Origin of the sequence: Enterococcus thailandicus, from assembly GCF_001886265.1 — a bacterium.
GTDB classification, from domain to species: domain Bacteria; phylum Bacillota; class Bacilli; order Lactobacillales; family Enterococcaceae; genus Enterococcus_B; species Enterococcus_B thailandicus.
In genome coordinates, this window is sequence record NZ_JXLE01000003.1 from 176,910 (window position 1) to 202,639 (window position 25,730).

The 25,730-nt window shown below is 37.6% G+C and carries 27 protein-coding genes; 4 read left to right on the plus strand and 23 right to left on the minus strand.

The window, feature by feature from the left end; genetic code table 11:
- Positions 1-25 precede the first annotated feature (25 nt).
- Positions 26-808 carry a 30S ribosomal protein S2 gene (gene rpsB, locus RV17_RS03340; protein ID WP_067484207.1) on the minus strand — a complete coding sequence of 261 codons (783 nt, stop codon included), beginning with the start codon at positions 806-808 and terminating at the stop codon, positions 26-28.
- A 357-nt stretch (positions 809-1,165) separates the two neighbouring features.
- Here rpsB and RV17_RS03345 point away from each other — a divergent pair, with 357 nt between their 5' ends.
- On the plus strand, positions 1,166-1,636 hold the full coding sequence (locus RV17_RS03345; RefSeq protein ID WP_067484205.1) for an arginine repressor: 471 nt from the start codon (positions 1,166-1,168) through the stop codon (positions 1,634-1,636).
- Between the two features lie 94 nt (positions 1,637-1,730).
- On the opposite strand, the gene argS is transcribed toward RV17_RS03345, so the two are convergent.
- The 4 genes from argS to arcA all read right to left on the minus strand — a co-directional run bounded on the left by argS (position 1,731) and on the right by arcA (position 7,279).
- A complete protein-coding gene (gene argS, locus RV17_RS03350; RefSeq protein ID WP_067484203.1) occupies positions 1,731-3,422 on the minus strand; it encodes an arginine--tRNA ligase in 1,692 nt (563 codons plus the stop codon).
- A 442-nt stretch (positions 3,423-3,864) separates the two neighbouring features.
- Positions 3,865-4,812, minus strand: a complete 948-nt coding sequence (gene arcC / locus RV17_RS03355) for a carbamate kinase (RefSeq protein ID WP_067484201.1) — start codon at positions 4,810-4,812, stop codon at positions 3,865-3,867.
- Positions 4,813-4,913: 101 nt separating this feature from the next.
- The gene (gene argF, locus RV17_RS03360) at positions 4,914-5,933 is read right to left on the minus strand and encodes an ornithine carbamoyltransferase (RefSeq protein WP_067484199.1); all 1,020 of its coding nucleotides are present in this window, start codon (positions 5,931-5,933) and stop codon (positions 4,914-4,916) included.
- A gap of 116 nt (positions 5,934-6,049) precedes the next feature.
- Positions 6,050-7,279 (minus strand): arginine deiminase, encoded by a 1,230-nt coding sequence (gene arcA / locus RV17_RS03365; protein ID WP_067484197.1) that lies wholly within the window; start codon positions 7,277-7,279, stop codon positions 6,050-6,052.
- Between the two features lie 471 nt (positions 7,280-7,750).
- Between arcA and RV17_RS03370 the strand changes: the two genes are divergently transcribed.
- A complete protein-coding gene (locus RV17_RS03370) occupies positions 7,751-8,461 on the plus strand; it encodes a Crp/Fnr family transcriptional regulator (protein WP_067484195.1) in 711 nt (236 codons plus the stop codon).
- A 307-nt stretch (positions 8,462-8,768) separates the two neighbouring features.
- Here the strand turns inward: RV17_RS03370 and tsaD are convergent, their stop codons facing one another.
- The 7 genes from tsaD to galE all read right to left on the minus strand — a co-directional run bounded on the left by tsaD (position 8,769) and on the right by galE (position 15,186).
- Positions 8,769-9,779 (minus strand): tRNA (adenosine(37)-N6)-threonylcarbamoyltransferase complex transferase subunit TsaD, encoded by a 1,011-nt coding sequence (gene tsaD, locus RV17_RS03375; RefSeq protein ID WP_071868518.1) that lies wholly within the window; start codon positions 9,777-9,779, stop codon positions 8,769-8,771.
- A complete protein-coding gene (gene rimI, locus RV17_RS03380; RefSeq protein WP_071868537.1) occupies positions 9,776-10,243 on the minus strand; it encodes a ribosomal protein S18-alanine N-acetyltransferase in 468 nt (155 codons plus the stop codon). Before rimI (RV17_RS03380) ends, tsaD begins: the two co-directional genes overlap by 4 nt.
- Positions 10,244-10,249: 6 nt before the next feature.
- Positions 10,250-10,792 carry a ribosomal protein S18-alanine N-acetyltransferase gene (gene rimI, locus RV17_RS03385; RefSeq protein WP_067484191.1) on the minus strand — a complete coding sequence of 181 codons (543 nt, stop codon included), beginning with the start codon at positions 10,790-10,792 and terminating at the stop codon, positions 10,250-10,252.
- Entirely contained in the window at positions 10,776-11,498 is a 723-nt protein-coding gene (gene tsaB, locus RV17_RS03390) for a tRNA (adenosine(37)-N6)-threonylcarbamoyltransferase complex dimerization subunit type 1 TsaB (RefSeq protein WP_071868519.1), read from the minus strand. The genes rimI (RV17_RS03385) and tsaB overlap by 17 nt, the downstream gene beginning before the upstream one ends.
- 196 nt (positions 11,499-11,694) lie before the next feature.
- Complete coding sequence (locus RV17_RS03395; RefSeq protein WP_067484187.1) at positions 11,695-12,672, minus strand: LacI family DNA-binding transcriptional regulator; 978 nt, start codon at positions 12,670-12,672, stop codon at positions 11,695-11,697.
- 28 nt (positions 12,673-12,700) lie between these two features.
- On the minus strand, positions 12,701-14,185 hold the full coding sequence (gene galT / locus RV17_RS03400) for a UDP-glucose--hexose-1-phosphate uridylyltransferase (RefSeq protein ID WP_071868520.1): 1,485 nt from the start codon (positions 14,183-14,185) through the stop codon (positions 12,701-12,703).
- 11 nt (positions 14,186-14,196) lie between these two features.
- Positions 14,197-15,186, minus strand: coding sequence for a UDP-glucose 4-epimerase GalE (gene galE, locus RV17_RS03405; RefSeq protein ID WP_071868521.1), 990 nt, complete (start codon positions 15,184-15,186; stop codon positions 14,197-14,199).
- Positions 15,187-15,441: 255 nt separating this feature from the next.
- On the opposite strand from galE, the gene RV17_RS03410 reads away from it, so the two are divergent.
- Positions 15,442-15,609, plus strand: a complete 168-nt coding sequence (locus tag RV17_RS03410) for a DUF3042 family protein (RefSeq protein ID WP_067484184.1) — start codon at positions 15,442-15,444, stop codon at positions 15,607-15,609.
- 56 nt (positions 15,610-15,665) lie between these two features.
- Here RV17_RS03410 and RV17_RS03415 read toward each other — a convergent pair whose 3' ends face one another.
- The 10 genes from RV17_RS03415 to RV17_RS03460 all read right to left on the minus strand — a co-directional run bounded on the left by RV17_RS03415 (position 15,666) and on the right by RV17_RS03460 (position 23,932).
- The gene (locus RV17_RS03415; protein ID WP_071868522.1) at positions 15,666-17,498 is read right to left on the minus strand and encodes an FAD/NAD(P)-binding protein; all 1,833 of its coding nucleotides are present in this window, start codon (positions 17,496-17,498) and stop codon (positions 15,666-15,668) included.
- 19 nt (positions 17,499-17,517) lie between these two features.
- A complete protein-coding gene (locus RV17_RS03420) occupies positions 17,518-17,883 on the minus strand; it encodes a DUF488 domain-containing protein (protein WP_067484182.1) in 366 nt (121 codons plus the stop codon).
- Positions 17,884-18,003: 120 nt separating this feature from the next.
- A complete protein-coding gene (locus tag RV17_RS03425; protein ID WP_067484181.1) occupies positions 18,004-18,396 on the minus strand; it encodes a rhodanese-like domain-containing protein in 393 nt (130 codons plus the stop codon).
- Positions 18,397-18,411: 15 nt separating this feature from the next.
- On the minus strand, positions 18,412-19,374 hold the full coding sequence (locus RV17_RS03430) for an ROK family glucokinase (RefSeq protein ID WP_071868523.1): 963 nt from the start codon (positions 19,372-19,374) through the stop codon (positions 18,412-18,414).
- Positions 19,374-19,586, minus strand: coding sequence for a YqgQ family protein (locus tag RV17_RS03435; protein ID WP_067484177.1), 213 nt, complete (start codon positions 19,584-19,586; stop codon positions 19,374-19,376). The genes RV17_RS03430 and RV17_RS03435 overlap by 1 nt, the downstream gene beginning before the upstream one ends.
- Positions 19,587-19,606: 20 nt before the next feature.
- On the minus strand, positions 19,607-20,305 hold the full coding sequence (locus tag RV17_RS03440) for a rhomboid family intramembrane serine protease (RefSeq protein ID WP_071868524.1): 699 nt from the start codon (positions 20,303-20,305) through the stop codon (positions 19,607-19,609).
- A 24-nt stretch (positions 20,306-20,329) separates the two neighbouring features.
- On the minus strand, positions 20,330-20,869 hold the full coding sequence (locus RV17_RS03445) for a 5-formyltetrahydrofolate cyclo-ligase (protein ID WP_071868525.1): 540 nt from the start codon (positions 20,867-20,869) through the stop codon (positions 20,330-20,332).
- Positions 20,870-21,129: 260 nt separating this feature from the next.
- A complete protein-coding gene (locus tag RV17_RS03450; RefSeq protein WP_071868526.1) occupies positions 21,130-22,119 on the minus strand; it encodes a FecCD family ABC transporter permease in 990 nt (329 codons plus the stop codon).
- Entirely contained in the window at positions 22,116-23,105 is a 990-nt protein-coding gene (locus tag RV17_RS03455) for a FecCD family ABC transporter permease (RefSeq protein WP_071868527.1), read from the minus strand. The genes RV17_RS03450 and RV17_RS03455 overlap by 4 nt, the downstream gene beginning before the upstream one ends.
- The gene (locus RV17_RS03460; protein WP_373270178.1) at positions 23,102-23,932 is read right to left on the minus strand and encodes an ABC transporter ATP-binding protein; all 831 of its coding nucleotides are present in this window, start codon (positions 23,930-23,932) and stop codon (positions 23,102-23,104) included. The genes RV17_RS03455 and RV17_RS03460 overlap by 4 nt, the downstream gene beginning before the upstream one ends.
- A 139-nt stretch (positions 23,933-24,071) precedes the next feature.
- Here RV17_RS03460 and RV17_RS03465 point away from each other — a divergent pair, with 139 nt between their 5' ends.
- Entirely contained in the window at positions 24,072-25,028 is a 957-nt protein-coding gene (locus tag RV17_RS03465) for an iron-hydroxamate ABC transporter substrate-binding protein (protein WP_071868529.1), read from the plus strand.
- A gap of 163 nt (positions 25,029-25,191) precedes the next feature.
- Here RV17_RS03465 and RV17_RS03470 read toward each other — a convergent pair whose 3' ends face one another.
- On the minus strand, positions 25,192-25,686 hold the full coding sequence (locus RV17_RS03470; RefSeq protein ID WP_067484163.1) for a dihydrofolate reductase: 495 nt from the start codon (positions 25,684-25,686) through the stop codon (positions 25,192-25,194).
- Positions 25,687-25,730: the final 44 nt, after the last annotated feature.

The following is a 25,730-nucleotide window of genomic DNA, read 5'->3' on the forward strand; positions in this document are numbered from 1 at the left end:
TTGAAACAGCTCCATCATTCAAAAATTATTCTGCTGAAGAGTTGTCGCCTTCAACGACATCAACGATTTCTTCGATTGATGTTGCATTGTTTTCTGCTACAAAATCTTCTTCAACCACTTGGTCTTCACCTTGGTTTCCTTCGATAAATGCATCAGCCATTTTTGAAGTGATCAATTTAACGGCACGAATTGCATCGTCGTTTGAAGGGATTACTACGTCGATTTCATCTGGATCGCAGTTTGTATCAACCATAGCTACGATTGGGATATTTAATTTATGAGCTTCTTGAACAGCAATACGTTCTTTACGAGGGTCAACGATGTACATTACATCTGGGATTCTTGGCATATCAGCGATACCACCTAAGAATTTTTCAAGACGTTCGCGCTCTTTGTTCAAACCAGCAACTTCTTTTTTAGGTAGAACTTCAAAAGTTCCATCAGCTTCCATTGCATTGATTTGTTTCAAGCGGCTAATACGTTTTTGGATTGTATCCCAGTTAGTTAAAGTTCCACCTAACCAACGGTGGTTTACAAAGTATTGACCTGCACGAGTTGCTTCTTCTTTGATTGCTTCTTGTGCTTGTTTTTTAGTACCTACGAATAATGCTACGCCGCCTTCTTCAGCAACGTTTTTCATGTAGTCATAAGCTGCATCTACTAATTTAACTGTTTTTTGTAAGTCAATAATGTAGATACCGTTTCTTTCTGTGAAGATATATTTCTTCATTTTTGGGTTCCAGCGACGTGTTTGGTGACCAAAGTGTACGCCGGCTTCTAGTAATTGTTTCATAGAAATTACTGCCATTTTGTGTTTCCTCCAATTAGGTTTTTTATTTTCCTCTTCTTGTCTTCAAACTTGCCAGCAAACTTTTGCAAGCACCTACTGACAATCCAACAAAAATGTGGATTTATTGATGCAAAAAGCATCCTTAGTTATTATACAGATAAATTTTACCTATAGCAATAAGAAAAAGAGTTTTCTGCTCAACATTCATTAGTTTAACGGAACAATTTGTTTTTTTCAAGTAAAATTCTTATTTTCACTTGAATTTTCTGTTCTCCATCTTCTCTAACTCTTTTGATTCAAAAAAGAAAATGCGGGTGGGCAATTTTAACTTTTTTTGTTATGATACGGATGAAATCTTTTGTAAAGGAGAAAACGATGCGAAAAGCCGACCGACATTTATTGATTAAACAAATTATTGAAGAGTTTCCCATTCGAACACAAGAAGATTTATTAACTAGATTAGGTGACTATCAGGTAACTGCAACGCAAGCAACAATTTCTCGCGACATCCGTGATTTGAAAATCGTTAAGGTACCTGATGCTGATGGTCTTCCCCGTTTTGTTTTATTTCATGGTGAAGACGATGACGAAACAAAAAATGAAGAAGAACAACGCTTAATTCGGATGATTGAAGAAATCGTACTAAAAGTCGAACGTGTCCACTTTTTGACAATTATCGGTACTTTACCAGACAATGCGCATTTATTTGCTTCCATTTTAGATGATATCAAGCCACCACACATGCTCAGCACGATTGCCGGATTTGACACGGTCATCGTCCTTTCTGAATCAGAAGAAGATGCAAAAAAAATTGAACTGTATTTTAAAGAGCACTTATTACATTGATAACTATAAAATAAAAAAAGCAACAGACTTCAAACTTTTCATTTGAGTCTGCTGCTTTTTATTTTTGTCTTTAACTAAACGGAATCCGTTTCAATTACATTTTGTCTGGTGCGTGTAAACCAAGTAAACGTAAATCTTCTTTTAATAGAACAGCTACTGCATAAACTAATGCTAAACGAGATTCTTTTTGACCATCATCAGCCAAAATCTTTGTATGTGCATAGTATTTGTTAAATGCTTGAGCTAATTTGATTGCATGTTTTGCAATAATTGAAGGCTCATATTTTTCACCAGCAGATAAAACAGTTTCTGGATATTTTTGAACCAACTTGATTACTTCCCAACTGCTATCATCATTTAGTGCATAATGTGCATCAGCTGATGGAACAAAGTTTGCTTTTTCTAGCAAGCTCATTGCACGAGCATGTGTGTATTGAACGTACGGACCTGTTTCACCTTCGAAACGTACAACCTCTTCTAAGTTGAAGTCAAATGTATTCAAACGATCATTTTTCAAATCATGGAAAATTACTGCACCAACCCCAACTTGTTTGGCAACAATGTCTTTGTTTTCCAAGTCTGGATTTTTTTCACTGATTTGTTCTTTTGCAGAATCGATTGCTTCGTTTAATACTTCTTCAAGTAAAACGATTTTCCCTTTACGTGTTGATAATTTTTTACCACCTTGAGTAATCAAGCCAAATGGGATGTGGTGCATTTCATCTGACCAGTCAAAACCAAGTTCTTTCAAGACAGCTTTTAATTGTTTGAAGTGATAACTTTGTTCATTCCCAACAACATATAGTGATTGGGCAAAATCATACGTACGTTTGCGGTAAAGTGCCGCAGCTAAGTCACGAGTGATATACAGTGTCGCGCCATCTGATTTTTTGATCAAAGCAGGATTTAAATCGTAACTAGCTAAATCAACGATTTCTGCACCTTTGTCTTCTTTTAATAGGTGTTTTTCTTCTAAAAGTTCAACGACTTCGTCCATCTTATCGTTATAGAATGCCTCACCGTTCAATGAATCAAAACGAACTTCTAATAAATCATAGATTTTATTGAATTCTTTCATTGATTCATCACGGAACCATTGCCATAATTCAATAGCTTCTGTGTCGCCTTCTTCTAAGCGTTTAAACCATGAACGTGCTTCATCATTTAATTCTGGCTCAGTTTCAGCTACTTCATGGAACTTCACGTAAAGACGCAATAATTCATTGATTGGCTCAGCTTTGACTGCTTCTTCTGACCCCCACTTTTTATAGGCAACGATCAATTTACCAAATTGAGTTCCCCAGTCACCTAAGTGATTGATTCGAATGGGTTGATACCCAATTTTTTCTAAAATAAACCCAATGGAGTTTCCAATAACTGTTGAACGTAGATGTCCCATTGAGATTGGTTTTGCAATATTTGGTGAGGACATGTCGATTGGTACTGTACCTTGATTGCCAATTGTGCTATCACCATAATGTGCTTGTTGTTCAACTACTGCTTCAAGTACAGCTTGACTGATTGCTTCTTTGTTCATAAAGAAGTTTAAATAAGGTCCAACAACTTCAATTTTTTCAAAGTTTTCTGGTGCAATTTTTTCAGCTAAATCTGCTGCAATCTGTTGTGGTGCTTTACGGTAGATTTTCGCCAATGAAAAAGCTGGAAAAGCGACGTCACCATGATCCGCTGATTTTGGATTTTCTAATAATTGTTGTACTTGTTCAAGTGTCAAGTCGTCTTTCACTACATCATAAACGGCTTTTGCAACTAAGTCTTTGTTATTCATCTAAGTTCCTCCTAAATTTTCCATGATTGTTGAAGACAATAAAAAAAGTCTCTAGCAATCACAATCACTGTGATTACTAGAGACGAGATTACCCGCGGTACCACTCCAGTTGTCTTATACATCAAGACCTACTCAATCTGCTATCGGTAGATGACCGTCCGCTTTGATTAACTCAAAGACAGAAATTCTCCAAGTGCGCTTCGTTGTGTCTTCTTCATTCGGCTCCCACCAATCATCCGAACTCGCTCAGCAAGAATCAGCACAAGTACTCTCTTGTTCAACAAATCATAAAAGTATTAAACTGCTTTGAATTATAGCAGAAAAAAACATTTCTGGCTAGCTCCTTTATAAAAAAAACTGCCCAGATGGTCTAAAGGAGAAGAAACTCCACCTGGGCAAGAATAGCTATAAATCATTTCGTTTACACGAAAGACTTAACAAATTAATCAGCAACAACAATCGTTCCTTCTTCAGAAGCTAGTAAGTTTTCAATGTTTTCTAAAGAAGTGATGATTGCTTTTGCATTTGGTCGAGCTTCTACAAATTGAATAGCTGCTTCAACTTTTGGCAGCATGCTACCAGGAGCAAATTGATCTTCACTGATATATTGTTTCATTTCTGAAATAGTTACAGTTTCCAATTTCTTTTGGTCCGGTTTTTGATAGTTCACATAAACATTGTCCACACCAGTTAAAACAATCAATAAATCGGCATCAATGATTTCTGCCAATTTTTCTGAAGCAAAGTCTTTATCGATTACCGCTTCGCGACCTTCTAAACCAGTGGCTGTTTCAACTACCGGAATACCACCGCCACCAACAGAAACAGTAACTACGCCTTGATCAACCAATGCTTCAATTACACGTGCTTCTTTGATTGAAATTGGTTTTGGCGAAGCAACTACTTTACGCCAACCACGACCAGCATCTTCCTTAAACGTCACGTTTGAATCTGCTTTCATTTGTGCAGTAGCTTCCTCTTCTGAATAGAACGGACCAATTGGTTTTGTTGGGTTTTTGAAAGAAGGATCGTTTTCATCTACGATAACTTGCGTGACTAAAGATACAACATCTTTATCAATTCCTTTTTGTTTCAATACTTCACCCATTGCATTTTGTAACCAATAACCAATAGAACCTTCAGTCATTGCAACACAAGTGTCTAATGGCATCGCTGGTGTTTTTTCAGAATCAGCTGCTTGTTGTTGGATCAATAAGTTACCGACTTGTGGACCATTCCCATGAGAAATAATCAACTCGTCACCTTGTTCAATAAATTTTACTAAGTATTTTGCTGTTTCCATCAATGCTTCTTGTTGTGCTTTTGCACTTGCATCAGTTGATAAAATTGCGTTACCGCCTAAAGCGACAACAACTTTTCGATTTGCCATATTATTCGCCCTTTCTTCAGACAATGTTAATCAATGACAAAACGAGGCAGCAAGTACTTGCGTCCTCTGCCTCGTTTTGTACATGAGATGAATGTGGTTTATTAAACGCGAGGGATAAACAAGTTGCCTAATGTTGCAGCCATAATTGCTTTAATTGAGTGCATACGGTTTTCAGCTTGTTCAAATTGACGTGCATATTTGCTGCGGAAGACTTCATCAGTTACTTCCATTTCAGTAATACCGAAGCGTTCTTTCATTTGTTCACCATACACAGTGTTTGTGTCATGGAATGCTGGTAAGCAATGCAAGAAGATCAAGCGATCTGTGTTATGTGTTTTTTCAACCATTTCCATGTTGATTTGATAAGGTTTCAACAATTTGATACGTTCTTCAAATTTGTCTTCTTCACCCATTGATACCCATACGTCTGAATAAAGTACGTCAACGCCGTCAACACCTTTATCAACATCGTCAGTAATCATTAGTTTTGCACCTGATTTAGCTGCAAAGCCTTCTGCTAATTTCACGATTTCTTCTTCTGGTTGTAGTTCTTTTGGTGCAACGATACGCATATTTGTTCCTAAAATAGCACCAGTTACTAATAATGAGTTTGCCATGTTGTTACGGCCATCACCACAGTAAGCAACAGTGATTCCTTCAACTTTTCCGAAGTTTTCTTGGATGGTTAAGAAATCGGCGATCATTTGTGTTGGATGCCATTCGTCAGTTAAACCATTCCAAACTGGAACACCTGAGAATTCAGCAAGTTCTTCAACCATTTTTTGGCTGAAGCCACGGAATTCAATACCGTCAAACATACTACCCAAGACTTTAGCTGTATCTTCTGTTGATTCTTTTTTACCTAATTGAATATCATTTGCACCTAAGTATTCTGGATGAGCGCCTAAGTCAACAGCTGCAGTTGTAAAAGCTGCACGTGTACGTGTAGAAGTTTTTTCAAATAATAAGGCAATGTTTTTGCCTTCTAAATAATGATGTGGAATTCCACGTTTTTTCAAATCTTTTAAATGTTGAGAGAAATCAATTAAATATTGTAACTCTTCTTTAGTAAAATCTTTTTCTGCTAATAAGCTTCTTCCTTGAAATACTGATTCTTTCATAATAAAACATTCTCCTTTAGTTTGTTTTTATAATTTAAGACGGAATTTCATTGATTTAAGAGGAAATTCCAGCGACAGCTGACAGTAGAGTAGGACCGTCGCTGGAATACTCAAACTTATTTCAAATCTTCACGTACAAGCGGTTGGCTCATGCAACGTGGACCACCACGGCCACGAGACAATTCACTTGAATTGATTTCCAACACTTTGATGCCGTAGCTTCTTAGTAATTCATTTGATACATAGTTACGGTTATAAGTGACAACCACACCTGGTGCAATAGCTAAAGTATTTGAGCCATCATTCCATTGTTCACGTGGAGCAACGATTGCATCGCCATTACCAGTTGGGATCAAGACTAGATCATCTAATCCTAAAGCATCTTTCAATGTTGCATGTAGATCATCAGAATGAGTGATCTTGATGTCATCACCATCTGGAACGATTGTAAAGACATCGATTTTTCCGTTTTTACTTTGAATAGCTGGATGAATTGTGAATTTATCATAGTCAACCATGGTAAACACTGTATCCAAATGCATCATGGCACGATTATTCGGAATCTTGATTGCTAGCACTTTTTCAAATCCTGAATTTTTAGCAAATAAGCGACGTGCCATTGTTTCCAAAGCTTTCGCGTTGGTTCTTTGTGAAATCCCTACTGCGACAACTTTATCACTTAAGACTAATTCATCTCCGCCTTCAATGTGTTCAGTAGTATCACGATCTAACCAAACTTCAACACCTTTATTTGCAAAGCGTGGGTGATGGTTCAAAATATATTCCGTGAACATTGACTCACGACGACGTGCTTCAAAAGTCATACGGTTTACAGTCATCCCATTTCCGATTGATGCGGATGGATCTCTTGTAAAGTATAGGTTTGGCATTGGATCCATGTAGAATGGATATTCATCGTCTGCTGACAAGTCGTACAAACTGTTTGAACGAACTTCGATGTCTTTCGTACGAACACCTGCCATAATTTTATCTACCATTTCTTGTGTTTCCATTGATAGAAGGAACTCATGAAGACCATCTCTCACAGCATTTGATGCAATGTGCGATTCGTCTAACATTTTGTTTAGGAATTGCTCTTTCACATTGCCTGCATCAATTGCTTCTGCAGCGAGTTTTTCTAAATAAAGTGTTTCAACGCCTTCATTTTGTAACGTCTTAGCAAATAAGTCATGTTCCTCTTGAGCAATCGGAAGATACGGAATGTCATCAAATAATAGACGGTCCATAATATCTGGTGTCAAGTTTTCAACTTCCTGTCCAGGCCGTTTTAATAAAACGGTTTTTAACTTCCCTATTTCAGAGAAAACGTGAATTGGTTTATCCATGTTGTGTTGCCTCCTTCGTTTTGATTACATGTATAGAATACCGTCATTTTGTAACCCTTTTCATAATTTCTTTGCATTCAAAACGAGAGATTCTTCACGTTAATATTCCGTTATTAAATAATTAAACGTTTTTCTTCATTTTATTAAGTTTTATTCATTCTTTACAGACAAAAACACTCGAAAAAAAATATTTATTCATGAAAAAAATATTTCTGAATATAAAAAAATTATTGAATTAATAGCGTTGTTAGCGTTTACTTATGTATTAATTGCATTTTTTATGCAATATATTATAAACAAATCGCCTAATATTCATTTAAGCTGATTATTAATGAATATTTTTTCTTTAATAACAAAAAATTTTTTCACTCTACCAAAACTGCTTATAATTATCGTTATTTCTTTATCTTTACAAATCAAGTGAAAAACGGGACAATAGTAGTAGTGAAGAAATAAGGAGAGAGGTTTGACATGCGAATAACTAAAATTGATTACCATTTTTCCAAGTTAAGATACCAACCAGACTTCATGCATTTTACTGACGAAGAATTTCAATTGATTAAGGAACATACCGTCCTTCGTTCCTACAAAAAGGGCCAAATCCTTTTTGATGAAGGCGACGAGCGTCAACGCTTTTATATTTTAACGAAAGGACTCGTTCGTCTTGAACGCTATGATGAAAGTGCCACTTATTACTATTATGACTATGTAAATGCAAACACATTATTTCCTATGGCGGGAATTTTTGAAGCACAAGCTTACGCTTACACCGCACAAGCAATGACGGATATTGATACCTTTTACTTGCCTGTTAGCTTTTATGAAAAACTTGCGCGAAATAATTCTGAACAATTGATTGCACTTATCCATAAAATTTCAAAAGTTGTCGAGATGCACGAATTACGAATTCAAATTGGATTAACTTCCAGCGCCTTTGATCGAGTGAAGCAAAATTTATTTATTTTAAAAGAAGAACTTGGTGTTCCAACAGAAGATGGACACATTTGTATCCCCTACCCAATCACTTTAAAAGAGCTAGCTGTTAATAGCGGAACTACCAGAGAAACTGCTGGACAAGTCATCAAACAATTACGTGACAGCGGGTTACTTGATTATCGAAAAAAACAATTTACCTTTTGCAAAACAGCTGTAACTCCTGCATTGCGAGATGCTAATGAGTAAAAGAAAAAAGGAGATGCGACAAAATGTCGCATCTCCTTTTTTCTAATAAGCGGTATTTTCAAAGAAACTTCTTCAGTAATAAGTCCTCTTTTCACAAAAATATGGAAAGCTGTTTTTAGAAAAGATTCCTTATTACTTAAAGCTAAACGTTTTGCGCCATAGGCTTATCCTCTGTGTTCAAGAAATAACTTCTTCAAAATAAGTCCAACTTACTCAAAAATTCGAGAAACAATTTCTGGTAATTTATCCTTATTTATTCGAGCTGGGCATTTCCTCTACAAACTCTTCTTTACCTAGCAAGCCGTTTTTACAAAACCAAGCTAGGATTTGCATTCAATTGCAAATCAGCAGCGGTTCCCTTTTGCCGTTCAACATGGGCTGCTGCCCCAATCATCGCTGCATTATCCCCACATAAACGCAGTGGTGGGATAATCAATTCAACTTCTGGCAATTCTTTCGCTAAAGCTGTCGCTAATCCTTCACGAAGCCCTTGATTAGCAGCAACGCCCCCAGCAACAACTAATTGTTTCACTGGAAATTCTTTACATGCTCGTAATGTTTTGATCACTAGCACTTCAACAACACTTGCTTGAAAGCTAGCCGCTAAGTCATTTTTATCTAGCTCTTCCCCACGCTGTTCTGCATTATGAACTAAGTTGATGAACGCACTTTTCAATCCACTAAAACTAAAATCATAGTTTGCTTCATGGATCATCGCCCTTGGAAAATGATAATTATCTTTTCCATGATGCGCTAATTCATCAATTTCTTTTCCACTTGGATAACTTAACCCGAGGACGCGTCCAACTTTATCATACGCTTCACCAGCTGCATCATCCCGTGTTTCCCCAATAATTTCATAAGAACCATCTTCTTGCATATAAACCAGTTCCGTATGCCCACCACTAACTAGCAAGGCGATTAGCGGAAATTCAAACGGTTTAACAAAGCGTGCAGCATAGATATGACCTGCCATGTGATTAACGGGGACCAAAGGTAAGTTATTTGCCCATGCAAATGCTTTAGCAGCAGAAATACCAATTAATAAAGAACCAACTAATCCTGGTCCGTAAGTAACTGCGACCGCTGAAAGTTCAGCTACTGTTACCTCCGCTTCAGCCAAAGCTTCATCTATACAAAGTGTGATTTGTTCTACGTGGTGTCTACTAGCAACTTCTGGTACAACGCCACCAAATCGTTTATGACTATTTATTTGTGATGCGACAATATTCGACAAGATTTTCGTGCCATTTTCTACAACAGCAACACTTGTTTCGTCACAACTTGATTCAATCGCAAGAATCAATTCTCTATTCATTTCATCGTCTCCGTCTTTAACTTGGTACTCATAATAAAGGCATCTTCTACCGGTTGTTGGTAATAAGATTTACGAATACCCAATACTCGAAATTTTTCTGATTCATACAGACATTTTGCCCGTTCATTTGATTTACGAACTTCTAGAAAAACTTGAAACACATCATTTGCTTTTTCTTGCTGAATTAATGCTTTCAGTAATTGTCGTGCATGACCTTTTCCTTGTGAGGTTAAATTTACTGCAATATTGGTAATTTCAACTTCATCAACCACACGGCTAAAACCTAAGAAGCCAACGATTTCGTTTGCTTCAATCGCTATCAAATAATCTGTATGAGGTTGCTGTAAATCTGTTAAAAATTGTGTTTTTGTCCATGGTGAACCGTGTGTATATGCCTGATTACTAATCAACCAAAGTTTTTCTGCCAAGTCATTGTAATCAAATGCTGTTTTTTGATAAATCAACATTCTTCACTCTTTTTCTAAAATTTTTACCATATCTAAGGCATCTTCATTGTTTTCAGTATAATACCCTTTTTTGATGGTTCTTGATTGAAAGCCCAGCTTTCGGTACAACTTTTGCGCATCACGATTGCCTACGCGAACTTCTAACGAAAGAGTCTCACAGCGATTCATTATAGCAAACTTTTCTATTTCGTCAATTAAGAACGAGCCAATGCTTTTTCGCTGATAGCGAGACATCAAGGCGATATTTGTAATATGACAATCTGTTCCAATGATTCGTGAACCGATAAATCCCACTAATTCCTCATTAATAAAGACGCCCAGATACAAATGAACCAAAGGAGAACGAAATTCAGATAAAAATGCACTCCGCGTCCAAGGTAGTTCACCAAGGTAAACTTCTCGCTCGACTGTCAACAAATCTTTGATGTCTGCTGTCGTCAATTGGCGTATTTGATAGGTATCTTGATTTACTTCTAGCTCTTTAGCAGGATAAAAAGACGATTCTCGGAACAAATGTTTCGTTAATTGCTTAAATTTTTTCAACATAGCTTTCGGCTCCAGGCGTATGAGTTTCTAGCCATTTTTCTTCAGCTTCTACCTTTTTCAAATACCGTGGTAAGAATGCTTGAACATCAGAGACAGGGACAGCTTGTTCTCCTAAATTTGCCAGCACAGTTCCATTTGGGATATCCCATTGAGGAATCAAATTGATTGTTACTTCTGGTAAAGCTTCGTTTAATTCTGTTTCAAATTTTTGGCAATCACTACCAACAAAATAAATTGATTGTTCAAGTGTTTTTAATTCTGTGAGTAGATCGACTAATGAGGAATGCTTGTCTTCAATCAATGTTTCTAGCTGATTTTCTTTCCATTGATAGGCGCCCGCATAAACATTTTTACGTCTCGCATCAAAGAGTGGCACAATCACACCTTCCACATTCACACAGTTAGCTGCGACTGTTTTCAAACTAGAGATACCTACCAATTCTTTCTTTAGTGTATAGGCTAAAGTTTTCGCAGTCGTCACGCCTATTCTTAGACCAGTATATGAACCTGGTCCGTCAGAAACTGCGATACGATCAATCGCTGATGGCTCCAATTGTAGATCTGCAAATAATTGATCAATTGCTGGCATCAACGTAATGCTATGGTTTCGTTTGATGTTCGTTTGAATTTGTCCAAGAACTACATCGTTCTCCACGACACCTATAGCCAAAGTTTGGTTTGCTGTATCAATTCCTAATGTAATCATGTTTTGATTCCTTTCCATTAACTATCGTTTCTTATTGTAGCACATTTTTAGCGGAAACCTAATCTGAGATAACAACAAAAAAACTAGCGCAGCCTCATAAGAACCACAAGCAATGTCGTCTGATACAAGCATTGCTTGATAAGTAGGTTCTTACAAAAATTCCGCTAGTTTTGATCGGTATCATTTCACTTGATTGTTACGCTGATTCTCGCACAATCAAGTCTGTACCAACAACGATTTTTCTTGGAACGGGAGCTTCTGTCTGGATCAATTGTAAAATCGTTTCAACAGCAATCTCCCCTAACCATTCAGTGTAAACTTTTATCGTTGATAATGCAGGTGTCACATATTTAGCTACGCTGCTGTCATTAAATCCGATAACTGCAATATCCTTAGGCACACGATAGCCACTCTCTTGAATCGCTTTTAATGCACCAATTGCTAATGCATCGTTTGCTGCAAATAGAGCATCTGGCTTTTCACTTGTTTCGGCTAAAAATTGTTTGATTGCTGAGTAACCTGCCTCAACCGAAAAATCAGCTTCGATTATGGCAAAGGGTTCTTGTTGCTCACTAACCATGATTTGTTCAAAAGCAAGTCTTCTTGGATCATTCAACAATTGCCGATTTTTTTTTGTATATTCTTTCCCCGTTAACATTGCGATTTTTTTAGCATTTAATGACAAAAAGTAATCAACAACTTTTTGGACACTTGAAAAAAAATCGACAGTTAATGAGTCAATGCCAACTGCGGTCCCATCAGAATCAACTAAAAGTAATTTTGGTTGAGATTTTTCTAACTCTGCCAGTTGTTGCAAGTCGAATTTTCCGACAGCAATCGTTCCGTCAACTTCACGTTCGCTAATGGAATCCCAAGTTTCCTTTAGCAAATCAACATTCAACTCTTCCGCTTTCTTCTCAATCCCAAGACGAATGGCTAAATAATATAAATCTTCGAGCTCTTCACTTTCATTATGCCATTGAATCAATCGCAAAGTTGCTTGATTAGCTGGAAGGTTTTTTTTATGTTTCGTATAGTTTAACTGTTCGGCTGCCTCGAAAACTTTCTGTTTAGTTGCTAAGCCTACGGAAAGTTCCGAATCATAATTCAATACTCTTGAAACAGTCGCAGGAGAAACACCTGCTAGCTGCGCGATATCTTTAATTGTTGCCATGATGTTTCCTCCTTCCTCACTGGATCAATTATAAATAATCAGTAAAGCGAGCAAATGCCGCTTGTCCTTCTTCTGTCCGCTTAAACACACCTGCATCTTCTAACACACGTAAGAACACTTGACCAACAGCTTCCTGCACAATTTCAGTTACGTGATCTGCTGTGATTGTGTGAGCTGCCCGCAACTCGTCTGCCCATTCACGATGATAATCAGCTAAGTGGTTTTCTTCGTTTAACAAATATTTTTCCACTTCTTCAAGTTCCATTTTTAATCGTGGAGGTAACACGGCTAACCCCATCACTTCAATCAAGCCAATGTTTTCTTTTTTGATGTGCTGAACGTCTTTATGTGGGTGGAAAATCCCATCTGGATGTTCTTCAGATACATTATTGTCGCGCAACACTAAATCTAGTTCAAAGTAGTCATCTTTCCGACGCGCAATCGGAGTAATCGTGTGATGCGCTGTCCCATCGGCAGAATGCGCCAAAACTTCGACAGATGCATCCGAGTAACCTTGCCATTTTTCTAAAATGGTTGTTGCCGCATCTACAAGGAGTTCTTTGTCTGGTGATTGAAGGCGAATCACTGACATTGGCCACTTCACAATTCCTGCAATGACTTGTGGGTAATCAGTTAATTTGATTAAGCGTTCCATTGGTGCTTTCGCCATTGGAAATTCATGACGTCCAGCTTGGTAATGATCGTGAGATAAAATAGAACCACCTACAATTGGTAAATCGGCATTCGATCCCACAAAATAATGAGGCAATACCTCCGTAATTCGTAACAAACGGCGAAAAGTATCTTGATTGATTTGCATCGGACGATGAATTTCTGACAAAATAATTGAATGCTCATTGTAATACGCATAAGGTGAATATTGGAATCCCCAGCTTTCGCCATCTAGGTTCATTCGAATAATCCGATGATTTGTTCTCGCAGGGTAATTTAAACGTCCTCGATACCCTTCATTCTCCATACAAAGCAAACATTTTGGATAGTCTACTTTCACTGCTTCTCGTTCCGCAGCAATTTGCTTTGGATCTTTTTCGGGTTTCGATAAGTTGATTGTAATTTCAAGGTCTCCGTAAGCAGTTTGTACTGGAAACTGGATATTTTTAGCAATTGAACGCGTTTTGATGTAATCGTTTTGCTGACTCAACTGGAAGAAATATTCTGTTGCTTCTTCTGGCGAGTTGGCATAGTGTTGTGCAAAAAAAGCATTAACAACAGACGGCGGCGGAGTCAAAAAATCCATTAGTTGTGCTTCAAACATTTCTTGTTCTGCAGCCAAATCTGAAATGACTTGATTGTCTTTCGCTACTTGGACTAATTCTGCCAGCAAATCCACTGCAGGTACTGTTACTGGACGTGGTGTGACTTCTCCCGTCAACGCTTCTTCACCTATCAAACTTAATAATCGATTTTGAAGATAAATTCGATCCATTTCCATGAAGCCACCGGAGCTAATCGAAAGCGTTGCAAAGTCACAAATTGTTTGACTGATAGACATTGTCAATTCTCCTATTCTTCATAGCCATGTGGATGACTTACATGCCAATCCCAAGCTGTTTTAATAATTGCTTTAACATCTGTATATGCTGGTTCCCAACCTAAGATCTCTTTTGCCTTTTGACTTGAAGCAACTAATGTACTTGGATCACCCGCACGACGAGGTGCAATTTTTGCTGGAATTTCTTTTCCAGTAACTTCGCGAGCTGCTTCAAGCATTTCTTTGACCGAATAACCATTGTTACTTCCCAAATTAAAGAAATTACTTTCATTTCCAGCTTTTAAATATTCTAAAGCTTTGATATGTGCAGCAATCAGGTCTTCTACTTGAACGTAATCACGAACGCAAGTCCCATCTGGTGTATCATAATCGTCACCATAAACTGCTAATTCTTCTCTTTGTCCTAATGCCACTTGTAAGATAATCGGTACTAAATGAGTCTCAGGTGTATGGTCTTCACCAATGCTTGCATCAGCCTTTGCACCTGCTACATTGAAATAGCGAAGAGCCACGTAACGCATTCCATACGCATTGTCACACCACTTCATCATTTTTTCCATCATCAATTTACTTTCCCCATAAGGATTTTTGGGATTAGTTGGTGTTTCTTCTGTAATTGGTGACATTTTGGGTTCACCGTATGTTGCTGCTGTTGATGAGAAAACAATTTGTTTTACATCAAATTCATGCATTACTTCAAGTAGGATTTGCATACCATAAACATTATTGTTGAAGTACATTAAAGGTTTTTCAACTGACTCACCTACTAAAGAACTTGCAGCAAAATGAATGACTCCTTCGATCGCTTCTTTTTCAAATACCGTTTGTAAAAATGCTTTATCTCGAATATCTCCTTCATAAAAACGTGCATCTGGGTGAACGGCTTGACGATGCCCTGTTAATAGATTATCAACAACCGCAACATCATACCCTTTTTGGATTAATTGATCGACTGCATGTGAGCCGATGTACCCCGCACCACCTAAAACTAAAATTGACATATTTAAACACTCCTTTATTGATAACTAACGCTCTTTTATCATCCATCCTTCATTGTACCAAAAGAACACGGAAGTTTCGAAACAGTTTTTAGTAATCACCAGCTTTTCCTATGATTTTATTTAGTAAATTTATAATAAAACATTTAGTAATTTTTTTCAATCGTTTTTGTAAAGGTTTCCAAATAAACGTCTAACTAGCCTTTTTTCTGTTTTTGTTTCATAATAGAGGTATCAAACAATTAAGAGGTGTTTTTAATGAAAAAATTTGTATCTGGATTATTAGTCGGAAGCTTAGCAACTGTTGCTGCTGTAGCAGGTGTTGTCGCTTCAGTAAAAAAAACTGTAATTGATCCAATCGATGAAAAAGAATCAATGATTGAAGAAAATCGTAAAAAAGCGATGCGTAAACGCGTTGCACGTTAATTAGTTATTTAAAAAAGGACATCTAAGATGTCCAAGTCGCTTACGACTTGTTCATCTTAGCTGTCTTTTTTGTTTGTTTTCTCTTGTTTAGTTAACAAATGGCGAGCAATTGAATCTGCTTGCCTTAAATTCCAAGCATCTGTGTATGGACGTGCCACAGCAGCCGTCAACCAATCGACACCTTCTACTGGAATCCCATAACAATAAAAATTGGGAATCACTTTTCCATTTTCCCCTATAACTTGATTTGCATGGTTTACATCAATCGCACCTGAAAAATAATGTTCGTCAATTTCTGTTTTTTGATAAGAACGAATCAAACCATTTTTATTCAGACTTTGAATGACTGGATTTTTTGAATAGAACACACTATTAATCGGCAAATGAGCTTCAATCAAATAGCGACTATTGAGTTGCTTATTTTCTGTTTCAATCCAAAATCTTCCTCTGGCTCGTTTGATTTCAAACGGCGGTTTTGTAATATGGAAAATATCGGCATCTATCAGCGCAGCAAGCTCTTTGCTTCTTCTCAAAGGTGGACCAATGGTTAAAAAAGCATTCAGCGGTGTGAACCAAGACCACAATTGCTCACGATATTCTTCAACTGAAAAAATATCCCATGCGATTGCTTCACGAATTGGTTCACGCCAGTCTTTGATTGCATCTAAAGTTGAACTAAATGCACCTGTGTCATTTCCTTTTTCCGCCTCATTGATTTGCCATGCCAAAAAGGAACGAACCCCCTTTTCAAAATCATTAGGAAAAGCGGAAAGAGGATGTTCCAAGCTGTCCCATGACCAAATAAATGGTTCTAATTGCGGATAATTTGCCAAACATTCTTCTGTTGACTCTAGCAAAAACACTTGCTCAAATTCAACAGGATTGATTGCTAATTGTTGTTCCTCAATCGTTTTTTGATAATAAAATAATTCTACTTCTTTTTTGAACAAGTCAAAAAATCTTTTACCAGTCAATTCTCCTTTTCTCTGCCATTTTTTTAGATTTTCTGTTGTTAATAACTTGAGTCGAGCCATCGCGCCACCCTGTTTTTGGTTCTTGCCACGGGGATAATAGGGAACCCCACGACGTGACCCCGCGTAAATAACTGGCTCGTTTCCAGAAGGGTGATAAATAAACTGATTTTCTTTTTCTTCAAAACGTCCACCACGTCCAACTGTCAATAACCCAATATAGTCAAAAAATGCTAACCCTAATCCACGTAAAAGAATCGGTTCATTAGCAGGTATATCAGCAACTAAAACGTCTGCTGGATTACTTGGCGGTTGATAAAACAAATCATGTTGCTGCGCATAATCAGCAAGATCAATTTCTTCATTCATCAACTCATTTTCCCAATGGCCACTTGCCAACACCAATTGATTCACAAAAAACGTTGTATCATCTGTCGCTAAGTAAAAACCAGACTCCACTCGTAAAACACTATCAACAAGTGCGGGAACGAAAGTAATCACATTGGGATATTCCTTTTTGAGTTCCGTGAAAAACCATTGCTGATACAAACCATAAAGGCAACGTGTTGCATGTTCATCTTTTCCTAACTGCCCCATTTCTGCGAGAAAAAAAGATTGCTTGTTCAATGATTGTTCCTCAACGAAAGAGGGGCCCTCTTTTTTTGCCCATTGATAAAGATTAGGACCTGCAGAAACAACACCATCAGTCGAAAGCGTTGCATCTGTAAACAATGTTACCTGTTGTGAAACCGAGTTCATTAATAGGTCTGTCGATTGATCCACTCGCCAAACTCTTCCACCGGGACCAACTACATCAAATAAGTAAATTTGAAGTGATTGATTCGTTTGATTGTTGCGCAAAATTCTTTCTAACATACTCAAGCCACGTGGACCTGCTCCGATAATGCCAATCTGCATCTTACACCTTCTCTTTATTTTAAACAGCTAGTTGTTGATCCAATCGTTTTTTCAACACTACTGCCTGATTTTCTGTTTCATCTTTTGCACCGTAGACAAGTGTCACTTGTTTTTCTTTTTGACAAATGGCCAGTAATTCTTGAAAAGCTTGGTGAGGAACTTCTTCATCTAACAATTCTTTTTGATAACGTTCAGAGAACTCAGGAAATTTTTCTGGGGTATGATTGTACCACTTTCTCAGCTCTGTGCTTGGCGCAACCTCTTTCAGCCATAAATCAAGTTTTGCTTCTGCTTTAGAAACACCTCTTGGCCAAATACGATCAACCAGAACCCGAAAACCATCTGTTTCTTCTGCTTTTTGATAAGCTCGCTTCAATTGAATCATGTTCTTTGCTCCTTTCCTTTCACTCTTTATTTTAGCGAAAAACACGCTAGAGTACAAAAATAAAAAAGGATCGAGTAACCAGCTTTCTGCTAGTTTCTCGATCCTTTAAGAAATAGTCAATTAAACTTTTTTACTTTTGATTTTACCAGACCAGCCATCATAGCCACCTTTTAAAATATAAAGTTCTTTAAAGCCTTCTTTACGTAATTTGTTAGCTGTTCGAATGCTCAAGCTTTTTCTTTGATCGTAAATATAGACAGGTTGGTCTTTACGAATTGAGCCTAAAGAATTTTTTAATACTGTATAAGGAATATTTCGTGCACCTAAAATATGGCCAGCATCAAAAACATCCTTTTCTCTGACATCAATGATTTGCGCTTTACGCATTCCTTCACGAAACTCTTCTTCTTCTAACATTTTTGCTGAACGTTTTGCCATGATACGTAAGTATGCTTCCCAAAATACAATCGCCAGAATAATTGCGATCAAAAAAATATTAATCCAAAAAAACATGAGTTGCCTCCATCTTTACGCAAATTTCAAGGCTAATGATGCAGCACCAATGACGCCTGCTTCATTACCAAGCTCTGCTAATTTAATTTTTGTTGATTCTCTTACTTGTGGGAAAGTGAATTCCATAAAGTATTTTTCCACACGACTACGCAAAAATTCGCCTGCTGCAGATACGCCGCCGCCTAAAACGATACTTGAAGGATTCAATGTATTTCCTAGGTTTCCGCATGCTAATCCTAGGTAGAAACAAACACGATCCACAACCATCAATGCAAAGGGATCGCCGCCTTCTGCTAATTCGAAGATGTCTTTACTTGTTACTTCTTCGCCATTATCAAGCATTGCTTTAAGTGTTGAATCACCTGCATATTCTTCCGCCAAGAAACGGCCCAAACGCACCACACCCGTTGCACTTGAAACAGTTTCTAAACAGCCACGTTTTCCACATGTACATTCAAAACCATTTGGATCAACTGTGATATGGCCAATTTCGCCACCGGCGCCAGCAGCACCATGTACAAGATTGCCAGCAGCAACGATTCCGCCACCAACACCAGTTCCCAATGTGACGAAAACAACATCAGGATCATTTTCTCCAGCACCTTTCCAGCGTTCACCTAGAGCAGCAACATTGGCATCATTATCAACTGCAAACTTAATTCCAGTACCTACTTGGATTTGTTCTCTCACTGGTTGTAGTTCTGTCCAGTTCAAGTTATACGCGCCAATAACGGTTCCAGCTTCGCTATCGACACTTCCAGGAGTTCCCATACCAATACCGATAAAGTCTTCCACTTTCATGTTATATAAGTTTAAACGATGATTGATTGATTCAATGATTTCAGGGACAATATGTACACCCTCATCTAAAATATTGGTATCAATACTCCATTTTTGTTGAATTTCACCTTCTGGAGTCATAATTGCAAATTTTGCAGTTGTTCCACCTAAATCAATTCCAATAATTTTCTTGTCCATTACACGTTTCCTTTCTTTCGGCTTTCTTCTATTCGGTGCTCTCTTTTCAGAATGCGCCATGCCGTCATGTACGTATCATGATCAATCAAGCGATTGTCATATAACGTTCTTAATTCAATCGTCATCAACTCTATATCATAAATTCGTGAGCCGACATAGATGATGATGCCAAATTTTTTGAATAGCTGTTGTACGTCATACAAGCTTTCCATGTTAAAGCACTTCCTTCACATTATACAAGTAAACCATACTTTTTTAAACCCACTAACAAACAAATTACTAAAAGAAAAATAAAAATCATTCCAGAAATAATTCGTTGATGAATCGAAAAGTTTCCACTTTGTTCGGGCAAACCCAAGATATTTCCTAACAGTAGTCCGCCGAGAACTCCGCCAACATGCCCCCAGATATCAACCGATGTATCAAATCCACCAAAGACTAAGCTTAAAACGATAAATAACGAGAACTGTCTCACCATCTGTGTAATTGCAGGGTTATTTCGAAAATGGAATCCTAAAATCACAAAAGCACCAAACATCCCAAATAAGGACGTGCTCGCTCCTGCAGATAACACGCCTACTTGGTTCAACGCAAAACTAGCTAAATTACCAGCTACGCCACTCAATAAATAAATGAGGAAGAAACGCCAATGTCCGTAAATCGTTTCGATTTGCGAACCCATAAAGTAAAGTGTTACAGAGTTAACTGCAAAGTGCATCAGACCAAAATGAATAAAGATGGGCGTAATCAAGCGCCACCACTCATGATAGTATGCAAAGAAAGGACCATACATTCCGCCAAATGATTCTATTTTTAACTCTGGAAACAGGTACATCAATACAAATACAATTGTTTGAATCCCTAAAAAAATATAGGTCCAGATTGGTTTTTTCAACCAAAATTGAATTTTTCGTTTTTGTTGATAATCCATGAAAACCTCCTATTAGTAATAAAATTAATCAATAAACAATTGTTGAATTTTTTGATCAAATGATTCTGGCAACCACGCATCATTCAACTGTTCAGTAAAGACTAAGCTCGCTGTTTGGTTTGGATATTGCTGTAAATAGCGATCATAATAACCACCACCAAAACCAATTCGATAACCCGATTTCGTAAAGACCAAGCCAGGCACAATTAATAAATCGATTTGTTCAGGTAAAAAAAGGCGTGAATTTGTTGGCTCTAAGACACCAAAACTAGACCGTTCTAGCATCGTTTCATCTGTCAATTCATAAAAAGCCATTTGACGCTTTGGCAATGTTTTCGGAATCACGATTTGTTTATGCAGTTGCTTTGCATAGTGGATAACAGGTTCTGTTGCTACCTCGAATTCATTTGCTAAAGTTATCCCAATCGTTTGTGCGTTTTGAAATGCTGAACTCGAAAATAGTTTTTGATGGATCCGTCGTTCTTTTTCTACTTTTTCATTTGAAGCTAGTTCTTTTAATGTTTGAACGCCTGCTTGACGTAATTGTGCTTTCGTTTGATTCACTCATCCAACCTACCTTCCTTGATAGCATGGTATCGAAAAATGAATAAAATAGCAATGCTGTTGCGAGGAAATAACGTTCATTTTCAAAAAGAAAAAGAGTTCAAGATGAATGCTTGAACTCTTCGTTTTAGATTTTTTGAAGGGAAAGGGTTGATATTTTTGGTTGTTGTTCATTTTTTCTGAATCCCAACCTTTTATGCCACAACCTTATTTACGGTGTTCCCCAAGCAACTCCTCACTATAGCTTGGAGCCACAACCTTTAAGCTTGCTTTTGAAACAATAAATAAAGAAAATACGGCGCACCTATTAACGCAATCAAAATTCCTGTCGGGATTTCACCACTTGGAAGGATGACACGCGCGAAAATATCAGCTACGTTCACCAATAACGCCCCAAACAAACCACTTAGTACAAAAGTCCAATGATTCTCTTTTTTAACAATTGTTTTTGCAACATGTGGTGCTAACAAACCGACAAAGGATAAACTACCTGCAACAGCAACACTAGCACAAGCTAATCCCACTGCCAGAATTAATAGCACCCGTTGACTTCTTCGGACATGTAAGCCTAAACTCTGTGCACGTTCTTGTCCAAAAGAAAGTAGCCCAATCTGTTGACTATAATAAAAAGCAAGTGGCAAAAGAAAAACGGCCCATGGAAGCAATGCCCAAACATAAGGCCAACTAGCACCCCAAATAGATCCTGCCAACCAAGCATTTACAAAACCGTAATTTTCTTTTGAGATTTTGATCGTCACTAGCAAAGTCATCGCCGATAACCCAGCGTTTACAGCAATTCCCGAAAGTAAAATTCGGTTCATTTTCAACATACCGCTTTTAGTATAGGAAGTAAGATACACACAAATAGCAGCCAGCAAACCACCTAGACAAGCCGCAAAAGGTAATAGAAAAGTTGCTGCAGCTTGCGAAAAGAAACCTAAATAAAGCATGACGAAAAAGCCAGCTCCTGCATTGATTCCTAAAATGCTAGCATCTGCCAACTCATTTCTAGTAACTCCTTGCAGTAAGTACCCCGAAACACCCAAACACATTCCCGCCAAAAGACTAACTGCCAACCTTGGAAAACGAAATTCTTGTACGATTAGCTGTGTAATTGGCGACGCAGTTCCAGTAATCCCATCAATCACTTGTTGAATAGATAATAGTGGTGTCCCAATCATCAAGCTAAGTAAAACACTAATGAACAAGCAGAACAGCAAGAAGGTAATCAGCCATCGTAATTTTTTCATCCCTCTTCCCTCCTAACTTGAACAAGCAAGAATGGCACACCGATTAAAGCAATAATCAAGCCAAAAGGTGTTTCAAATGGTGGATTGATCATTCGTGCCACCAAATCTGCTACCATTACTAAGCATCCTCCCGCTAAAAAAGAACCAGGTAGAACGTAACGATAATCTGAACCTACTACCCCACAAATCAATGGTGGTACTAATAAACCAATAAATGAAACGGGTCCCACAAGTGCCACCGCAATTGCAGATAAAATCGCCACCATTCCAAAAGAAATAAGACGCGTTCTTCGTGGGTTTCCACCAAGTGCTACAGCATGCGATTCACTTAAATTAACCAAGGAGATTGATTTACCTAGCAAACAAGCGCAAATTGAAGCAATTAAGTAAACAGGTAACAAAACTGTCAATTGTCGCCAAGTGATATTCGCCGCTCCTCCAACAAACCAAAAAGCTAAGTCTTGTTGCAAATTAAATAATTGTGTTAGCGCTTGACTAATTGCAGTAAAAAATGAGCTAATCGCCACCCCAGCTAAAATTAGCTGAACTGGATTGATTCCCATTTTGGAAAATTTGAGAAAGCCAAACACCAAAATCGTCACTGCTAATGCCCCAACCAGAGAAATCAAAAACGTTTGAAAAGATGAAACAGCTGGTAAGAAAGCAAAACTAATTGCCATAGCTAAAGACGCACCTGCATTGATTCCCAACAACCCAGAATCTGCCAATGGATTACGTGTCACACCTTGCATCAATGCCCCACTTAAAGCAAAACTGCTGCCAACAACAAACGCACCTAACACTCGAGGTAATCGAATCGTTCGTAAAATTTGTTGTGCTTGATTCGCTGAATCAAATTGAACAACAGATAACCATAAGTCTTTCAACGTTACCTCTGCTGCACCATTTGCGACAGCTAGTAAAAAAAGTATCATACTTACTACTATAAGCAGCCAAATAAAACGACTCTTCTTTCTACTCGTCATTGATTTACCTCCTGTCGTGAAAGTAAATCGTAAGTTAGAAAGACTGGCTTGTCAGAATCAGGCAAATGAACGATTTGTGCATCAATTTCAAAAATTTCTCGCATCCATTCTTTTGTAATTACTTCTTTTGGTGAACCTTCAACCAATAATTGACCAGCTTTCAATCCTAATAAATAATCTGAAAAACGAGATGCATGATTGATATCATGAATGGACATCAAAATCGTCGTTTGTTTTACGCGATTGATTTCTTCTAATAAATGTAGAATTTCTAATTGATGTGCGGGATCTAAAAAAGTAATTGGTTCATCTAAAATCAAAATGTCTGTTTCTTGCGCCAAAGCCATAGCAATCCACACACGTTGCGCTTGTCCACCTGACAGAGTAGCAATCTCTCGTGTTTTTAAAGTATCTAAGCTAGTTGCTTCTAGCGCCCATTGAATCGCTTCTTGGTCTTCTACAGTCAAACCACTAAATGGCTTTTGATAAGGATATCTACCATAAGAAACAATTTCTTCCACGGTCATTCCCAACGGATGATCACTACTTTGTGCCAGTAAAGCAATTTTTTGTGCCAATTCTTTTGAACTATATGTAGAAATTTCAGAATCATCCACAATAATTTTCCCCTTTTTCACAGGAAGGATTCGTGTGAAGCTTTTTAATAATGTCGATTTTCCGCTCCCATTTGGCCCAATCAAACTAGTAATCTTGCCTTCAGGAATTTTTACTGATAAAGCATCAATAATTTGCTTTTTGGGATACCCTGCTGCAATATCGACTGCTTCGATTTTTGCCATTTCACCCATCCTTTCGTTGAAAATCATTCTCAATTATGACGCTACTTCACAAATTCGTCAAGCACAAGTTTTCTTTAGCTTTCACTAAAAAATTGGTTGACAGTGCTTTAATTATCAGGAATAATAGCATCTGAGAATGATTCTCAATTATTCTAGGAGGAAGAAAATGAAACGAAAAGCAAAGTTTTTCACAATCTCAACGACGCTATTATTAATAGGTTTATTAGGAGCTTGCTCCACAGCAAATAAAACGACAGACACAACAAATTCGACAACTACAGCAAAAAGCAATGGCACGCACACCGTGACAGATACTTTAGACAATAAAGTAACAATTCCCAATCAACCAAAACGGATTATTGGAAGCTACTTGGAAGACTATCTAATTGCACTAGATGAAAAACCTGTTGCGCAATGGACCGTTGGTAGTGGATCAATCCAGGATTATTTACAAGATGATCTGAAAGATATTCCAACGATTTCTTATGACTTACCTTACGAAAAAGTTTTAAGTTTTGAACCTGATTTACTTCTGATATCTTCTTCGGCAACTATTGAAGGTGGAAAATATGAACAATACAGTAAAATTGCTCCTACTTATGTGGTTACAAATGGTAGCGATGTAACTTGGGAAGAGCAATTAAAAGATGTGGGTAAAGCTTTGGCAAAAGAAGACCAAGCAAAAAAAATCATCAGTGAATACCAAGCTTCTGCCAAAAAAATCAAAACGGAATTAGCCGATAAAATCGCTGGTAAAACAGCAGCTGTTTTATGGGTAACAAATAATTCTGCCTTTATGGTGAGCGAAAATCGCTCAAGTGGTCGTATTGTTTACGGCGATTTAGGTTTTGGTGTCCCTAGCTTAGTTAAAGAGATCTCTAAAGATGCTACTTCAGACTGGTCTGCTGTTTCTTCAGAAAAATTAGCTGAGTTAGATGCCGATTATTTAATTTTGGTCAACAGTGATCAAGGCGCTGCAATGTTTGAAGAACCTGCCTGGAAAAATCTGAAAGCAGTCAAAGAAAATCATTTGCTCGAATTGGGTCCAGAATCTAGTTGGTTGTACAACGGACCAATTGCTAGCCAAGAAATGTTGAACGATCTTGCTGAAAAATTAAACTAAAAAAATTCTGAAACATTAAAGAGAGCGAGACAAAACTAAAATCCAGTCGTTCTTAACATATTTTCAATTAAAAAAGCCTAAAATCAGCGTTTTCAAAACGAATTTTAGGCTTTTTTTCTATTTAAGCTAGTTTTGTCCCAAACTCTTTTATTAATACCTTCGCTTAGTCTTTTCGCACCCATTTTTGGAAACGATGTGGGTAGCGATTTTCTTCATCTAAAATCCCCACGTGTTCTTCGGCTAACGTGAAATCGGAAAAGTCGATTTCACCAATATACGTGTCGCCCTCAAATTCTTCGTCAATCAATGTTCGCCATATAATGCCTGTTTCTGGTAATAATTCTCGAAAAATTTGACTACCACCAGAAACATAAATATCTTCTGTTACTTGTTGACTGTAGGCTAACACTTCTTCAATTGAATGCATAACTTCCGCATTTTCTGCAACTTTGAGGTCTGGTCGGGTTGTTAAAACAATAATATGACGATAAGGCAGACTTAATTTTCCCATACCTTCATATGTTTTTCGTCCCATCACTAAAATTCGATCCATTGTATGCTCCCGAAAAAAACGCATATCATTTGGTAATTTCCACGGTAATAAACCATCTTTCCCAATCAAACCGTTACGATCTTGTGCCCACATTGAAATAAACAAATTATCCGCTCCTTTAGCTAACTTTCTCATTCTACCAAGAAGCA

Excerpts from the sequence above, each read along its gene's own strand:
- rpsB (WP_067484207.1), bottom strand. The coding sequence starts at position 808 with ATGGCAGTAATTTCTATGAAACAATTACTAGAAGCCGGCGTACACTTT.
- RV17_RS03345 (WP_067484205.1), top strand. The coding sequence starts at position 1,166 with ATGCGAAAAGCCGACCGACATTTATTGATTAAACAAATTATTGAAGAG.
- argS (WP_067484203.1), bottom strand. The coding sequence starts at position 3,422 with ATGAATAACAAAGACTTAGTTGCAAAAGCCGTTTATGATGTAGTGAAA.
- arcC (WP_067484201.1), bottom strand. The coding sequence starts at position 4,812 with ATGGCAAATCGAAAAGTTGTTGTCGCTTTAGGCGGTAACGCAATTTTA.
- argF (WP_067484199.1), bottom strand. The coding sequence starts at position 5,933 with ATGAAAGAATCAGTATTTCAAGGAAGAAGCTTATTAGCAGAAAAAGAT.
- arcA (WP_067484197.1), bottom strand. The coding sequence starts at position 7,279 with ATGGATAAACCAATTCACGTTTTCTCTGAAATAGGGAAGTTAAAAACC.
- RV17_RS03370 (WP_067484195.1), top strand. The coding sequence starts at position 7,751 with ATGCGAATAACTAAAATTGATTACCATTTTTCCAAGTTAAGATACCAA.
- tsaD (WP_071868518.1), bottom strand. The coding sequence starts at position 9,779 with ATGAATAGAGAATTGATTCTTGCGATTGAATCAAGTTGTGACGAAACA.
- rimI (WP_067484191.1), bottom strand. The coding sequence starts at position 10,792 with ATGTTGAAAAAATTTAAGCAATTAACGAAACATTTGTTCCGAGAATCG.
- tsaB (WP_071868519.1), bottom strand. The coding sequence starts at position 11,498 with ATGATTACATTAGGAATTGATACAGCAAACCAAACTTTGGCTATAGGT.
- RV17_RS03395 (WP_067484187.1), bottom strand. The coding sequence starts at position 12,672 with ATGGCAACAATTAAAGATATCGCGCAGCTAGCAGGTGTTTCTCCTGCG.
- galT (WP_071868520.1), bottom strand. The coding sequence starts at position 14,185 with ATGTCTATCAGTCAAACAATTTGTGACTTTGCAACGCTTTCGATTAGC.
- galE (WP_071868521.1), bottom strand. The coding sequence starts at position 15,186 with ATGTCAATTTTAGTTTTAGGTGGTGCGGGGTACATCGGCTCACATGCA.
- RV17_RS03410 (WP_067484184.1), top strand. The coding sequence starts at position 15,442 with ATGAAAAAATTTGTATCTGGATTATTAGTCGGAAGCTTAGCAACTGTT.
- RV17_RS03415 (WP_071868522.1), bottom strand. The coding sequence starts at position 17,498 with ATGCAGATTGGCATTATCGGAGCAGGTCCACGTGGCTTGAGTATGTTA.
- RV17_RS03420 (WP_067484182.1), bottom strand. The coding sequence starts at position 17,883 with ATGATTCAATTGAAGCGAGCTTATCAAAAAGCAGAAGAAACAGATGGT.
- RV17_RS03425 (WP_067484181.1), bottom strand. The coding sequence starts at position 18,396 with ATGTTTTTTTGGATTAATATTTTTTTGATCGCAATTATTCTGGCGATT.
- RV17_RS03430 (WP_071868523.1), bottom strand. The coding sequence starts at position 19,374 with ATGGACAAGAAAATTATTGGAATTGATTTAGGTGGAACAACTGCAAAA.
- RV17_RS03435 (WP_067484177.1), bottom strand. The coding sequence starts at position 19,586 with ATGGAAAGCTTGTATGACGTACAACAGCTATTCAAAAAATTTGGCATC.
- RV17_RS03440 (WP_071868524.1), bottom strand. The coding sequence starts at position 20,305 with ATGGATTATCAACAAAAACGAAAAATTCAATTTTGGTTGAAAAAACCA.
- RV17_RS03450 (WP_071868526.1), bottom strand. The coding sequence starts at position 22,119 with ATGAAAAAATTACGATGGCTGATTACCTTCTTGCTGTTCTGCTTGTTC.
- RV17_RS03455 (WP_071868527.1), bottom strand. The coding sequence starts at position 23,105 with ATGACGAGTAGAAAGAAGAGTCGTTTTATTTGGCTGCTTATAGTAGTA.
- RV17_RS03460 (WP_373270178.1), bottom strand. The coding sequence starts at position 23,932 with ATGATTTTCAACGAAAGGATGGGTGAAATGGCAAAAATCGAAGCAGTC.
- RV17_RS03465 (WP_071868529.1), top strand. The coding sequence starts at position 24,072 with ATGAAACGAAAAGCAAAGTTTTTCACAATCTCAACGACGCTATTATTA.